This window comes from Streptomyces sp. NBC_00086, from assembly GCF_026343255.1.
Classification (GTDB): domain Bacteria; phylum Actinomycetota; class Actinomycetes; order Streptomycetales; family Streptomycetaceae; genus Streptomyces.
This window is the reverse complement of sequence record NZ_JAPELZ010000001.1, coordinates 2,751,999-2,765,518: the sequence shown is the minus strand read 5'-3', so window position 1 is coordinate 2,765,518 and position 13,520 is coordinate 2,751,999. Positions and strand designations below refer to the sequence as shown.

Here is a 13,520-nt window from a genome sequence, read left to right as displayed (position 1 = left end):
GGATGCGGATCCTGGGAGGCGGGCCCGGGGGAGCGGGCGGGCGGCTGGTGCGGTGCGGGAGCGCGGCGGGGGTCAGCTCGTGCGGAAGCGGGCGTCGAACGCCTTCATCCGGTCCAGGACCCGGTCCGCGGTGGGCTGCTGCATCTCGTCGACGAGGCGGCCGTCGGAGAGGAAGACCACGCGGTCGGCGTAGGCGGCGGCGACGGGGTCGTGGGTGACCATGACCACGGTCTGGCCCAGCTCGCGCACCGAGCCGCGCAGGAAGCCCAGGACCTCGGCCCCGGCACGGGAGTCGAGGTTTCCGGTGGGCTCGTCGCCGAAGATGATCGCGGGGCGCGAGACCAGGGCCCGGGCCACCGCCACGCGCTGCTGCTGCCCGCCGGAGAGCTGCCCGGGACGGTGGCCGAGGCGGTCGGCGAGTCCGGTCATCGCCACCACGTGGTCCAGCCACTGCTGGTCGGGCTTGCGGCCGGCGATGGTCAGCGGCAGCGTGATGTTCTCCAGCGCGGTCAGCGTCGGCAGCAGGTTGAACGCCTGGAAGATGAACCCGATCCGGTCGCGGCGCAGCCGGGTCAGCTGCTCGTCGTTCAGGGAGCCCAGCTCGGTGGTGCCGATGCGGACGGAGCCGGAGGAGAAGGAGTCGAGCCCGGCGGCGCAGTGCATCAGGGTGGACTTGCCACAGCCGGAGGGGCCCATGATCGCGGTGAACTCGCCCTCGCGGAAGGAGATGTCGACCCCGTCCAGCGCGACGACCCGGGTGTCACCGCTGCCGTAGACCTTCGAGAGGCCGGTGGCGGCCGCCGCGATGCCGGTCGGCGCGGAGTGCGGGTGCGGGGCAAGGGGGGCGGCGGTCACGGGGACTCCTCTTCGGGTGCGGGAAGCTGCACTTCGAAGGGTGTCCGGGGGACGTATCGGGGGCCCGGGGCGACGGGTATCGGGGGTTGCTCCGGTGTGTATCGATCTTGTAGCTGACGAGCCTTCAGTGCGGCAGACGCAGCGTGGCGACGGCGCCGCCGTCCGGGGCGTTGGCGAAGCGGAGTTCGGCGCCGAGCACTTGGGCCTGACCCACGGCGATCGTCAGGCCGAGGCCGTGGCCCGTACCGCGCTCGGTCGCACCCGTCTGGAAGCGGCGCGGGCCGTTGCTCAGCAGCTCGGCGGGGAAGCCGGGGCCGTGGTCGCGTACGACGACCGTACGGTCCTCCACGGTGACCCGCACCGGACCCTTCCCGTGCCGGTGGGCGTTGACGACGAGGTTGCCGACGATCCGTTCGAGGCGGCGCGGGTCGGTCTCCACGTGTTCGCCCTGCCCGGTGACGTCGACCTCGGTGCCAAGGCCGGTGCGCGTCACCGCCTCGGCGACGACCGCGCCGAGCGGGACCCGGGCACGGACCGCCCGTTCGGCCCCGGCGTCGAGCCGGGACACCTCCAGCAGGTCCTCGACCAGCCCGCGCAGATCGCGCACCCGGGCCCGGAGCAGGTCCTCGGTCTCCCCGTCGGGGAGCAGGTCGGCGGTGACGAGCAGGCCGCCGACGGGCGTGCGCAGTTCGTGGGCCACGTCGGCGGTGAACCGGCGCTCGTCGCGCAGGCGGCGGCTGAGGGTGTCGGCCATGCGGTCGACGGTGGTGGCGATGTCGTCCAGCTCGTCGCGGTTCCCGGTGATCCCGCTCCGGGCGTCGAGGTCTCCGGCGGAGATGCGGCCCGCGGTCTCGGAGACCAGCCGCAGTCTGCGGGCGAGCAGCCCGGCTCCGTAGGCCGCCAGGGGAGTGGCCCCCGCGAGGACGACCAGCGAGGCGACCGCCATGGTCACGTCGAGCTGGCGCAGCCCATAGAGCCCCGCGTTCATGCTGACCCGCAGGGCGAGCACCGGGCTGCCCGGGCCACCGGTCCGCTGGGCGCCCCAGATGCCCGGGGGGATCGTTCCGTCGCGGCTGCCGTAGTAGGCCGTGTGCCGGGAGTCGTCGGAGAGGTTCCGCAGCGAGGCGGGCAGTTCGGGGGGATCGAGCTCGGCGCCGTCCGAGAGCGTTCCGGTGCGCCGGTACGTCTCCATGGCCGAGTAGATGTTGTTGGAGGCGTGCATCTCCGCCTGTTCCCGAATGTCCCGCGCTGTCCACACGTGCACGAGCACGCCGACCGAGGCGGCGACCAGGCATCCGGTGGCCGCGGCCAGCGCGGCGATCTTCCAGCGCAGGGGAATGCGGCGCGGCCCGGCGTGGTGAAACGGACGCACCGCTCTCAGCGCCTGAGCTTGTAGCCGAAACCGCGGACCGTTTCGATCCGGTCCCGGCCGAGCTTGCCGCGCAGCCGCTGCACGCACAGGTCCACGACCCGGCTGTCGCCGTCCCAGCCGTAGTCCCAGACGTTGCGCAGCAGGGTGTGCCGCTCCAGCACGATGCCCGGGTGGGCGGCGAACTCCAGCAGCAGCTTCAGCTCGGTCGGGGTGAGCGCCACCGGGGTTCCGCCGACGGCCACGTCCAGGCCGCCGGTGTGGATGGTGAGGTCCCCGAAGGCCAGCAGTTCACCCTCGGCCGGTCCCGCCGGGTCGGCCGCGGGCTGTCCGGCCGCCGCCGGGGCGGGGGCGTAGGTGGCGCGCCGCAGGAGCGAGCGGATGCGGGCCACGAGCACGTTGGTGTCCACGGGCTTGACGACGTAGTCGTCGGCCCCGGCCTCCAGGCCCGACACGATGTCCAGCCCGTCGCCGCGCGCCGACATCATCAGGACGGGGACCAGGCTGGTCTCCCGGACCTTGCGGCACAGGCCGATCCCGTCGAGGCCGGGCAGCATCACGTCGAGGATCAGCAGGTCGAAGTCCTCGTCGCGGAAGGATTCGAGGCCGGTGAGTCCGTCGGCGGCGGCCCGCACCGTGTACCCGTAGCGCTCCAGGGAGACGGTGAACGAGCGGCGCATCAGCTCGTCGTCCTCCACCAGCAGCACGCGAACCGGTCGCGGGGCGGCGGGAGCCTGGGTGGGGGAGGACACGGGCGGCTGGCTCCTGTTCGGTGGGCGATGACCTGAAAGGAACGATATGGCAGCGGCCGTGGCGGACACCCCCGCCACGGCCCTGCGGACCGATCAGATGAAGAACCAAGCGCTGCCCGATACCCGCCGGATACAAAAGGGCCGGATACAGAGGGCCGATACCAAGGCGGGCGCCCGCTACGGCTGCGCCAGGACCTGCTTCGCCGCCGCGCGCCCCGTGGCGACGCACGCGGCCACGCCCACGCCCTCGTACGCCGCCCCGCACAGGGCGATGCCCGGGAGCTTGCCGGCGGCCTCGCGGATGCGGGCCACGCGCTCGCGGTGCCCGACGCCGTACTGGGGCAGGCCCCGGTCCCAGCGGGTGACGCGGGTGGCCAGGGGTTCGCCCATGGGGCCCACCGCGTGGTGGAGCTCGGCGATGGCCGAGCGGACCAGGTGGCGGTCGGGGCGGCCGAGCAGCTCGTCCTCGCCGATGCGGCCGATGGAGGCGCGGAGTACGAAGGTCTCGGGGGCCGAATCGTGCAGCCAGGACCACTTGTTGGAGAGGAAGGAGGCGGCCTTCAGGGTGTGGCCGTCGACCGGCGGGACCAGGAAGCCGTTGCCTTCGGGGAGGAAGTGGGCCTGGGCGCGGGAGAAGGCCATGGTGATGACGGCCGTCGAGGCGTGCGGGATCGAGGAGAGCTCGGCCTCGGCGATCGGGGAGTGCGGGCGCAGCAGCTCCGCCGCCGCGAAGGCGGGCAGGGCGAGGATGACCGCGTCGGCCTCCATCGTCAGCGCGCCGTCGCCGGTCATGGCCTGGACGCGCCAGCGGTCGCCCGCGACCCGCTGGAGCGAGCGGGCCGTCGTTCCGGTGAGGATGCGGGCTCCGCAGGCTTCCGCGACGGCCGCCGGGAAGCGCCCGGTGCCGCCGACGACGCCCTGCACGGCCACGGCCCCCGAGCGGGGGGCGCCGGCCGCGCGCATCCGGCGCAGGGCCGGGAGCAGCGGGGTGCCCTGTTCGGCGAGGGCAGCGATCCGGGGCATGGCCGCGCGCAGCGAGAGCCGGTCGGCGAGGCCGGCGTAGACGCCGCCCAGCATGGGTTCGATGAGCCGGTCCACGGCTTCCTGGCCGAAGCGGCCGCCCAGGTACTCGGTGACCGAGCAGTCCTCGGTGAGCGGGGTCGCGGGGAGGGTCTCCTCGGCGGCGACGCGCCGGACGCCCTCGGGGGAGAGCAGTCCGGTACCGACCAGCGCCGCGGGGTCGGTGGGGACGCCCATCACGTGTCCGGCGGGCAGCGGGCGCAGGGCGCCGTTGGTCCAGATGGTGGTGGGGGCCTTCGCGGGATCGCAGAGGGCCTCGCCGAGTCCGACGGCGGCGGCCAGTTCCACGGCCTCCGGACGCAGGGCCATGAGGGACTCCGCGCCCTCGTCGACGGTGATGCCGGCGATGGTGCCGGTCCGGAGCTTCCCGCCGACCTTGGCGTGGCTCTCCAGGACGGTCACATCGGCCTGGCCGCGCAACTGCCACGCGGCGGCCAGACCGCTGATCCCGCCACCGATGACGATCAATGAACGCATTGTGTTCTCCCGTGGCCCCCAGGCCGTGGTCGATATGTTCCCGTATTCAACGTAGGGGAGCGGGGTGGGTCAGCGCCTCATGCTTTCGGTCAGAGCCCTGAGGTCCTCCTGGTAGGGGAAGCTGCCGGGCTCGTACGCGCAGTACGGGTCCGCTTCGAGCACGTCGCGCGTGAATCCGTACGCCCGGGAGCGCGATCCCCCGCACACCGTCTTGAACTCGCACGCCCCGCACTTGCCGCGCAGCAGCGAGGGGTCGCGGAGCTTGGTGAAGAGCGCCGAGCCCCGGTAGATCTCGGTCAGCGGGTGGTTCTTCACGTTGCCCGCCGAGAGGGGCAGGAAGCCGCTGGGGTGCACCTCGCCCGTGTGCGAGATGAAGACGAAGCCGCGGCCCGAGGAGACGTCCATGGGTGGCCGGCGCACGGCACGCCGCTCCCCGTCGAAGACCCCCAGCTCGCGGGCGCGGGCCGTCAGGCGCTCGTACAGCGCGCCCAGGACGGGTCGCTCGCCCCGCGCGTCCAGGACGGTGCGCTGCAGTACGACCCGCCGGAAGTGGTGGCCCTCCGTGGTCTTGGTGGCCATCACCGCCCCGCAGTCGTACAGGAAGTGCAGGACGTCCTCGATCTCGGCGGCGGTCAGGGAGTCCAGCTGTTCCCCGCGCCCGGTCGGGACCAGGACGAAGCCCGACCACAGCATCGCGCCCTCGCGCTTGACCAGCGCCGCGATGTCGGCCAGGTCCTCCAGGCTGTCGCGGGTGACGGTGGTGTTGATCTGCACCTTGAGCCCGAGCTCCCGGGCGGCCCGCCAGCCCTCCAGCGTCCAGTCGTAGACCCCGGACACGCCCCGGAAGGCGTCGTGGCGCCCGGCCGTGGAGCCGTCCAGGGAGAGCGAGAGCGCGATGGCCCCCGCTTCCCGGACCGCTACGAGGTTCTCCCGGGTCAGCGTCGGCGTACCGGACGGGGACACCGCGACGCGCAGGCCGAGCGAGGTCCCGTACGCGATCAGGTCGGTGAGGTCGGCGCGCTGGAAGGGGTCCCCGCCGGTGATCACGAAGAGCGGGCTGGGCTTGCCGAAGGCGGCGATCTGGTCCATCACGCGCCGGGCGTCCGCCCCGTCGAGCTCCTCGGGGTGGCGCAGGGTCTGCGCCTCGGCCCGGCAGTGCAGACAGGCCAGCGGGCAGGCGCGGGTGGCCTCCCAGATGACGATGAAGGGCCGGTCGGAGACCGCGTGGCGGGGCTGCCGTACGACGGTGTGGGCGGGCCGGGCGGTGTGCGTGGGGCGAGGATTCAAGAGACCCGCTCCCAGCCGCGCTTGGTCGGGCGGTTGGCGAGCTGCTTCGGGTCCCGCTTGCGGTAGACCACGTACGGCCGGAACAGGTACTTCAGCGGCACCGAGAACATGTGCACCAGGCGCGAGTACGGGATCAGCGCGAACAGCGTGAAGCCGAACAGGATGTGGATCTTGAAGGCGAGCGGGGCTCCCGCCATCAGGTGGTAGTCCGGGGTGAAGGTGAACAGGCTGCGGAACCAGACGGAGATGCCGTCGCGGTAGTTGTAACCGTCCGTCATCCCGGCCGAGTTCAGCAGGGTCGCCGTCAGCCCGAGGATCATCGCGCCGAGCAGGAACGAGTACATCAGGTGGTCGCTGCGCAGGGTCGCCCGGCGCACGGCCGGCACCTTGAAGCGCCGGTAGACCAGGATCCCGATGCCCACGGCGGCCGCGACGCCCGCGATGGTGCCGGTGGAGAGCGCCATCAGGTGGTACGCGTGGTCGCTCAGGCCCACCGCGTCGGTCCAGCTCTTGGGGATGAGCAGGCCGACCACGTGGCCCACGACCACGAAGAGCATGCCGAAGTGGAAGAGCGGCGAGCCGATGCGCAGCAGCCGCGACTCGTGCAGCTGCGAGGAGTGGGTGGTCCAGCCGAACTTGTCGAAGCGGGCCCGCCAGACCGTGCCCGCGATGAGCAGCGCGATCGAGACGTACGGCAGTACGCCCCACAGGAGGAGGTCCATCAGGCGGGCATCCTTTCGGAGGCTAGGGAAGCGGCGGAAGCCGACGTGGGCCAGGGGAGGTCGGTCGGGGCTCCGAGGGGCAGGTCGGCCGGCATGTCCAGGCCCGGCCCGAAGGGCTCCAGCGCCGAGCCCGCGCCCACGAGCTCCTGCGGCGGCCCGCTCGATGCGAGGGCCTTCGCCTCCGCCTTGGTCTCGGGGGAGGGTCCGGGCAGCGTCGCGCAGACGGCCTCCAGGATCCGGGCGTACGGGGACCCGGACTCGGTGAGCGCCAGGCGCAGCAGTTCCAGCCCGGCCCGGTGCTCCTGGAGCAGCTCGGTGCCGGCCTCCTCCTCGCGGGCGGCGAACTCCAGGGCCACCGGCAGGAAGTCGGGCAGTTCCTCGCCCGCGAACTCCAGCCCGAAGTCCCGGTAGATCCGCTTCAGCCGGACCAGGGACAGCCCGCGCCGGCGGGTGTCGCCGTCGACCCACCAGGTGAGGTAGAGGCAGCGCCGGTTGCGGGTGTCGAAGGTCGAGGTGTACTGGGAGCACAGCTCGATCGGGGTCTGCCGCTCGGCCTCGTCGAGGAACGCGCCGAGCAGCGCGGCCGGTTCGGCGGGCGCCCCGGCGAGGGCCGCACGGAGCCGCGGGAGTTCGTCGTGGAAGTGGTCGCCGGGGTACTGCAGTACGCAGCCCGCGACCAGTCGTACCAGTGCATCGCCACTCATCGGTTGCCGGATCACGAACGCCTCCTGGTATCACCGAGGTTGAGCATCACCCGGGGTTCGGGCAGGGCGCTCACGGGACAGCCCTGATCCGTGTCGTTCAGCGGGTGGGAGTCGGCGAGCGCTTCGGCCTCGGCCCGCGCGGCGCTGGGGATCACGAAGCGGTCCTCGATCTTGGCGATGGCGAGGAGGCGGAACATGTCCTCCATCTCCTGCCCGGACAGCCCGACGGCCCGCGCGATCGACTCGTCCCGCTCCTCGCCCAGGTTGACCCGGCGCATGTAGGCGCGCATCGCCGCCATCCGGCGCAGCACCGCCTCCACCGGCACGGTGTCGCCGGCGGTGAGGACCTCCGCGAGGTACTCGACGGGGATGCGCAGGGACTCGATGGCGCCGAAGAGGTTGCCGGCGTCCTCGCCGTCGCTGCCGGTGGCGGCGACCGCCTCGACGACGGGGGAGAGCGGCGGCACGTACCAGACCATCGGCATCGTCCGGTACTCCGGGTGGAGCGGGAGGGCGACCTGGTAGGTGGCGATCAGGTCGTAGACCGGGGAGTTGCGGGCCGCGTCGAGCCACTCGTCGGTGATGCCGGCCGCGCGGGCGGCGGCGATCACGGCGGGGTCCGCGGGGTCCAGGAAGCACTCCACCTGGGAGGGGTACAGATCGTGCTCGTCCTCGACCGCGGCCGCCTCGGTCACCTTGTCGGCGTCGTAGAGCATCACGCCGAGGTAGCGCATCCGGCCGACGCAGGTCTCCGAGCACACGGTCGGCATGCCGACCTCGATGCGCGGGAAGCAGAAGGTGCACTTCTCGGCCTTGCCGGTCTGGTGGTTGAAGTACACCTTCTTGTACGGGCATCCGGTCACGCACATCCGCCAGCCGCGGCACTGGTCCTGGTCGACCAGGACGATGCCGTCCTCCTCGCGCTTGTACATCGCGCCGGAGGGGCACGAGGAGACGCACGCGGGGTTGAGGCAGTGCTCGCAGATCCGCGGGAGGTAGAACATGAAGCTCTGCTCGAACTCGAAGCGGATCTTCTCGCCGACCTCGTCGCGGATCTTCTCGATGATCGGGTCCTGCGGGGCGTGCGTGGGCGCGCCGCCGAGGTTGTCGTCCCAGTTCGGACCCCACTCGATCTTGTCGATGGGCTCGCCGGTGAGCTGGGAGACGGGCCGGGCGGTGGGCATGTCGTCGCCCGCCGGGGCCTCGGTGAGGTTCTTGTACTCGTAGGTCCAGGGCTGGTAGTAGTCGTCGATCTCCGGCAGGTCCGGATTCGCGAAGATCTTGCCCAGCTTGGCGAGGCGGCCGCCCGCCTTGAGGCGGAGCTTGCCGGAGCGGGTGCGCTCCCAGCCGCCCTTCCACTTCTCCTGGTCCTCCCAGCGGCGCGGGTAACCCTGGCCGGGGAGGGTTTCGACGTTGTTGAACCAGACGTACTCGGTGCCCTGCCGGTTGGTCCACGCCTGCTTGCAGGTGACCGAGCAGGTGTGGCAGCCGATGCACTTGTCGAGGTTCATGACCATGGCTACTTGGGCCATGACGCGTCCGATAGTCGCTTCGCGACGGGGCACCATTAGAACTCCACCTTCTGGTCGCGGCGGCGGATGACCGTCACCTCGTCGCGCTGGTTGCCGGTCGGGCCGAGGTAGTTGAAGGCCCAGGTCAGCTGGGCGTAACCGCCGATGAGGTGGGTGGGCTTGAGCATCACCCGGGTCAGCGAGTTGTGGATGCCGCCGCGGCGGCCGGTCTTCTCCGTCTTGGGGACGCCGACCGTGCGCTCCTGCGCGTGGTTCATGTAGACCGTGCCGGGCGGCATCTTGTGGGAGACGATCGCGCGGGCGGTGATCACGCCGTTGCGGTTGACCGCCTCGATCCAGTCGTTGTCCGCGACCCCGATCGCGTCGGCGTCCTGCGGGGACATCCACACCGTCTGGCCGCCGCGGCCCAGGGTCATCATGTAGAGGTTGTCCTGGTACTGGCTGTGGATCGCCCACTTGTTGTGCGGGGTCAGGTACCGGACGGCCACCGACTTGGCCTTCTCGTCGACCGTGCCGAGCTCGGGCTCCCCGTACAGGGTGTGCATGTTCAGCGGCGGCTTGTAGACGGGGAGGGACTCCCCGACCTCGTGCAGCCAGTCGTGGTCGATGAAGAAGTGCTGGCGGCCGGTGAGGGTGTGCCAGGGCTTGAGGTGCTCGGTGTTGATCGTGAAGGCCGTGTACCGGCGCCCGCCGGACTCGGAGCCCGACCACTCCGGCGAGGTGATCACCGGGACCGGGCGGGCCTGCGTGTCGGCGAAGGTGATCCGCTTGCCCTCGGCCTCGGAGGCCAGGTGGGCCATCGGGGTGCCGACCTTCTTCTCCAGGGTCTCGAACCCCTGCGTGGCGAGGCGGCCGTTGCTGGTGCCGGACAGGGAGAGGATCGCCTCGCAGGCCTGCTGGGCGGTCTCCAGGCGCGGGCGGCCGTCGGCGACGCCGCCGCGGACCGTGCCGTTCTTCGCGCCGAGGTAGGCGATCTCCTCGGCCACGTCGAAGGTGACCGCCTTGGTGGTCACGCCCAGCTTGTCGACGAGCGGGCCGAGTGCGGCGAACTTCTCGCCGACCGCCCCGTAGTCCCGCTCCACGACCGCCAGGTTGTACATGGTCCGGCCCGGTACGGGCTCGCACTCGCCCTTCGACCAGTCCAGCGCGACCCCGCCCGGCTGGGCCATCTCGCCGCCCGGGGTGTCGTGCTGCAGGGCGGTGGCGACCAGGTCCTTGCGCACGCCCAGGTGGGTCTTGGCGAGCTCGCCGAAGCGCTCGGCCAGGCCCTTGAAGGCGTCGTAGTCCGACCTGGCCTGCCAGGGCGGGTCCACGGCCGGGGTGAAGGCGTGCAGGAAGGGGTGCATGTCCGTGGAGGACAGGTCGTGCTTCTCGTACCAGGTGGCCGCCGGGAACACCACGTCGGAGAGCAGCGTCGTGGACGTCATCCGGAAGTCCATGGACATGAGCAGGTCGAGCTTGCCCTCCACGTCCTCCTCCCGGTACGTGACGTCCTTCGGCGTGCAGCGCGGCCCGTCCTCGGGCAGGTTGGAGTGGGTGCCCAGGAGGTGCTTGAGGAAGTACTCGTTGCCCTTGGAGCTGGAGCCCAGCAGGTTGGCCCGCCACACGTTGAGCACGCGCGGCCAGTTCCCCGGGGCGTCCGGGTCCTCGCCGGCGAAGCCGAGCTCGCCGCTCTTGAGCTGGCGAACCGTCTCCGCGATCGGGTCTTCGGCCTCGCCCAGCTCCAGCGAGTTGCGGTCGAAGGTCGGGTACGAGGGCATCCAGCCCATCCGGGTGCTCGCCGCCAGGCAGTCCGAGCCCGTCATGCCCTCGAAGGCACCGGAAGCGAGCGGGGAGGCGAGCGCCTGGGCCGGCAGGGTGTCGTAGCGCCACTGGTCGGTGTGCAGGTAGAACCAGGCCGCGCCGATCATCTGGCGCGGCGGGCGCGACCAGTCGGAGGCGGCGGCCAGCGTGGCCCAGCCGGTGACCGGGCGGCACTTCTCCTGGCCGACGTAGTGGCCCCAGCCGCCGCCGTTGCGGCCCTGGCAGCCGGTGAGGGTGAGCAGCGCGAGGAAGGAACGGTAGATGGTCTCGGAGTGGAACCAGTGGTTGGTGCCCGCGCCCATCAGGATCATGCAGCGGCCCTTGGAGTCCTCCGCCGTCTGCGCGAACTCCCGTGCCACGCGCGCCGCCTGGGCCGCCGGGACCGAAGTCAGCGACTCCTGCCAGCCGGGGGTGCCCGGGGCGCTCGCGTCCTCGTAGCCGGTGGGCCACACGCCGGGCAGGCCCTCGCGGCCGACCCCGTACTGGGCGAGCATCAGGTCGAAGACGGTGGTGACCAGCCGCTCCCCGCCGGCGGTCGCCAGGCGCCGTACGGGCACGCCGCGGCGGATCGTGCCGCGCGGCTTCCCGTCCTGGTCCACGCCCTGCTCGTCGTCCTCGAAGCGGGGGAGGGTGATCTCCGCGCTCTCGCCGGCGGCGTCGTGGAGGGTCAGGCGCGGGACGGTGTCGCCGAGTTCGAGATTCCACTCGGGCTTCTCGTTCTTGCCCCAGCGGTGACCGAGGGTGCCGTTCGGGACGACGGGCTCGCCGGTGACGTCGTCGATCAGGACCGTCTTCCACTGCGCGTTCTCGGTGTCGTGGCCGAGATCGGCGGCGGTGACGAATTTGCCCGGAACCAGGCCCTGTTCGGTTTCGGTGAGGGAGACCAGGAAGGGCAGGTCCGTGTACTGGCGGACGTAATCCGTGAAGAAGGGGGTCTGCTTGTCGACGAAGAATTCCTTGAGGATGACATGGCCCATCGCGAGGGCCAGCGCGCCGTCCGTACCGGGGTGCGGGTGCATCCATTCGTCGGCGAATTTGGTGTTGTCCGCGTAATCCGGGGAAACGGTGACGACCTTCTGGCCGCGATAGCGGGCCTCGGCCATCCAGTGGGCGTCCGGGGTACGGGTGACGGGGACGTTCGAGCCCCACATCATCAGGTACGCGGCGTCCCACCAGTCGCCCGACTCCGGGACGTCCGTCTGGTCCCCGAACACCTGCGGGGAGGCGACCGGGAGGTCGGCGTACCAGTCGTAGAAGGACAGCATCGGCGCACCGATGAGCGAGTGGAAGCGGGCGCCGGCCGCGTGCGAGGCCATCGACATCGCCGGGATCGGCGAGAAGCCCGCGACCCGGTCCGGACCGTGCTCCTTGATCGTGTGCACGTGCGCGGCGGCGACGATCTCCGTCGCCTCCTCCCACGTCGCCCGGACCAGCCCGCCCTTGCCGCGCGCCTGCTGGTACGTACGCCGGCGCACCGGGTCGGCCTGGATGTCGGCCCAGGCCTCGACCGGGTCGCCGAGGCGCGCCTTGGCCTCGCGGTACATCTCCAGCAGGGCGCCGCGCACGTATGGGTAGCGCACCCGGGTGGGGGAGTAGGAGTACCAGGAGAACGAGGCGCCGCGCGGGCAGCCGCGGGGCTCGTACTCGGGGCTGTCCGGCCCCACGGAGGGGTAGTCGGTGGACTGGGTCTCCCAGGTGATGATCCCGTCCTTGACGTAGACCTTCCACCGGCAGGAGCCCGTGCAGTTCACGCCGTGGGTGGAGTAGACGACCTTGTCGTGGCTCCACCGGTCGCGGTAGAAGGCCTCCGCGGCGCGGCCGCCGGTGTGGTGGACGGTCCGCAGGTCGTCGGAGACCTCGGCGGTCCTGAAGAAGCTGCCGGCCTTGATCAGAGATTCGGCGGCGTCCTGGTGTCCGCGTCCGTCGCGTACGTGGCGCTCGTGCAAGGCGACCCTCCAGGCCGGAATAAAAGGCGTGCGTGGGGTCCGGGCAAGATGACCCAGACACGACGCTACGCCCGGCGCGGAGGCGAATCCGATGACAAAGGTCCCGTACGGGCGTGACCTAATTCCGGTATTTCACAGGCCGAGTGGATGCCACGCTGGAAAGGTCCAACTCCGGTGCGCGGCCGGAAAATTACGCGCCCGAATACCAATTAGCGGAAGGCTGGGGAGCGTGCCGCCGAAGAAGGCCTCCTGGATCCCGGACCAGCACGGGGCGTGGGCGATGCTCACGGTGCCCTTCCTCGCGGGCACGTTCCTCTCGCCGCGGCCCGGATGGCAGCACGCCCTGCTCCTGGCGGCCTGGCTCCTCGGCTACGCGGCGGTCTTCCACGCCCAGCAGTGGCTGCGCCTGCGCAGGGTCGCGGCCCGGCGCCCGCAGGTGGCGCGGCGGCACGTCCGCCCGGCACTCGTCCTCGGTGCGGCGACCGCCCTGGCGGGGATCCCACTCGCGGTGCTCCACCCCTGGCTGCTGCTCGCGGGCGCGGCGGCGGCGCCCTTCGTGGCCGTGAACTGCCGGTTCGCGCTGCACAACCGCGAGCGGGCCCTGGCCAACGGCCTGGTCGCGGTGGTCCCGGCGTGCGGGATGCTGCTGGTGGCGGTGCGGCTGGGCGGGGGAGGGACGCCCTGGGCGCCGGCCGCCGCCTGCCTGCTGTACTTCGCGGGCACGGTCCCGTACGTCAAGACGATGATCAGGGAGCGGAGCTCCCGTACGTACTACCGCGGTTCGGTGACCTACCACGCGGCGGCCACCGCCCTGGCGGCCTGCCTCTCCCCCTGGCTGGCCCTGCCCTTCGCGGCCTACCTGGCCCGCGCGATCGCCCTCCCCGGGCGGGGGCTCAGGGTGCCGCTGGTCGGAGCCGTCGAGCTCGTCTGCTCGGCGGCCCTCCTGGTGTCGCTCCTGCTGCTCTTCTAGGCCGGGCGTCCGGCCGCCCGGCT

General features: G+C 71.8%; 10 protein-coding genes. 1 reads left to right on the top strand and 9 read right to left on the bottom strand.

The genetic code is table 11. The features are described from left to right. Positions 1-72: 72 nt before the first annotated feature. The 9 genes from OG276_RS12090 to OG276_RS12050 all read right to left on the bottom strand — a co-directional run bounded on the left by OG276_RS12090 (position 73) and on the right by OG276_RS12050 (position 12,527). Positions 73-855: an ABC transporter ATP-binding protein gene (locus OG276_RS12090; RefSeq protein WP_266904759.1), complete on the bottom strand. Its 783-nt coding sequence runs from the start codon at positions 853-855 to the stop codon at positions 73-75. Between the two features lie 124 nt (positions 856-979). Continuing rightward, positions 980-2,227 carry a HAMP domain-containing sensor histidine kinase gene (locus OG276_RS12085; RefSeq protein WP_266904758.1) on the bottom strand — a complete coding sequence of 416 codons (1,248 nt, stop codon included), beginning with the start codon at positions 2,225-2,227 and terminating at the stop codon, positions 980-982. 5 nt (positions 2,228-2,232) lie between these two features. Further along, the gene (gene cseB / locus OG276_RS12080; protein ID WP_266904756.1) at positions 2,233-2,976 is read right to left on the bottom strand and encodes a two-component system response regulator CseB; all 744 of its coding nucleotides are present in this window, start codon (positions 2,974-2,976) and stop codon (positions 2,233-2,235) included. Between the two features lie 177 nt (positions 2,977-3,153). Beyond that, the gene (gene hemG / locus OG276_RS12075) at positions 3,154-4,533 is read right to left on the bottom strand and encodes a protoporphyrinogen oxidase (RefSeq protein WP_266904754.1); all 1,380 of its coding nucleotides are present in this window, start codon (positions 4,531-4,533) and stop codon (positions 3,154-3,156) included. A gap of 69 nt (positions 4,534-4,602) precedes the next feature. Further along, a complete protein-coding gene (locus tag OG276_RS12070) occupies positions 4,603-5,820 on the bottom strand; it encodes a TIGR04053 family radical SAM/SPASM domain-containing protein (protein WP_266904752.1) in 1,218 nt (405 codons plus the stop codon). Then, the gene (gene narI, locus OG276_RS12065; protein WP_266904750.1) at positions 5,817-6,542 is read right to left on the bottom strand and encodes a respiratory nitrate reductase subunit gamma; all 726 of its coding nucleotides are present in this window, start codon (positions 6,540-6,542) and stop codon (positions 5,817-5,819) included. Before narI ends, OG276_RS12070 begins: the two co-directional genes overlap by 4 nt. Beyond that, positions 6,542-7,246 carry a nitrate reductase molybdenum cofactor assembly chaperone gene (gene narJ, locus OG276_RS12060; protein WP_266904748.1) on the bottom strand — a complete coding sequence of 235 codons (705 nt, stop codon included), beginning with the start codon at positions 7,244-7,246 and terminating at the stop codon, positions 6,542-6,544. The genes narI and narJ overlap by 1 nt, the downstream gene beginning before the upstream one ends. A gap of 11 nt (positions 7,247-7,257) precedes the next feature. Then, positions 7,258-8,778 (bottom strand): nitrate reductase subunit beta, encoded by a 1,521-nt coding sequence (gene narH / locus OG276_RS12055; protein ID WP_266904746.1) that lies wholly within the window; start codon positions 8,776-8,778, stop codon positions 7,258-7,260. Positions 8,779-8,813: 35 nt separating this feature from the next. Next, positions 8,814-12,527 carry a nitrate reductase subunit alpha gene (locus tag OG276_RS12050; protein WP_266904744.1) on the bottom strand — a complete coding sequence of 1,238 codons (3,714 nt, stop codon included), beginning with the start codon at positions 12,525-12,527 and terminating at the stop codon, positions 8,814-8,816. Positions 12,528-12,756: 229 nt separating this feature from the next. On the opposite strand from OG276_RS12050, the gene OG276_RS12045 reads away from it, so the two are divergent. Further along, complete coding sequence (locus OG276_RS12045; RefSeq protein ID WP_266904742.1) at positions 12,757-13,497, top strand: YwiC-like family protein; 741 nt, start codon at positions 12,757-12,759, stop codon at positions 13,495-13,497. The last annotated feature ends 23 nt before the right edge of the window (positions 13,498-13,520 follow it).

Excerpts from the sequence above, each read along its gene's own strand:
- narH (WP_266904746.1), bottom strand. The coding sequence starts at position 8,778 with ATGGCCCAAGTAGCCATGGTCATGAACCTCGACAAGTGCATCGGCTGC.
- hemG (WP_266904754.1), bottom strand. The coding sequence starts at position 4,533 with ATGCGTTCATTGATCGTCATCGGTGGCGGGATCAGCGGTCTGGCCGCC.
- narJ (WP_266904748.1), bottom strand. The coding sequence starts at position 7,246 with ATGAGTGGCGATGCACTGGTACGACTGGTCGCGGGCTGCGTACTGCAG.
- narI (WP_266904750.1), bottom strand. The coding sequence starts at position 6,542 with ATGGACCTCCTCCTGTGGGGCGTACTGCCGTACGTCTCGATCGCGCTG.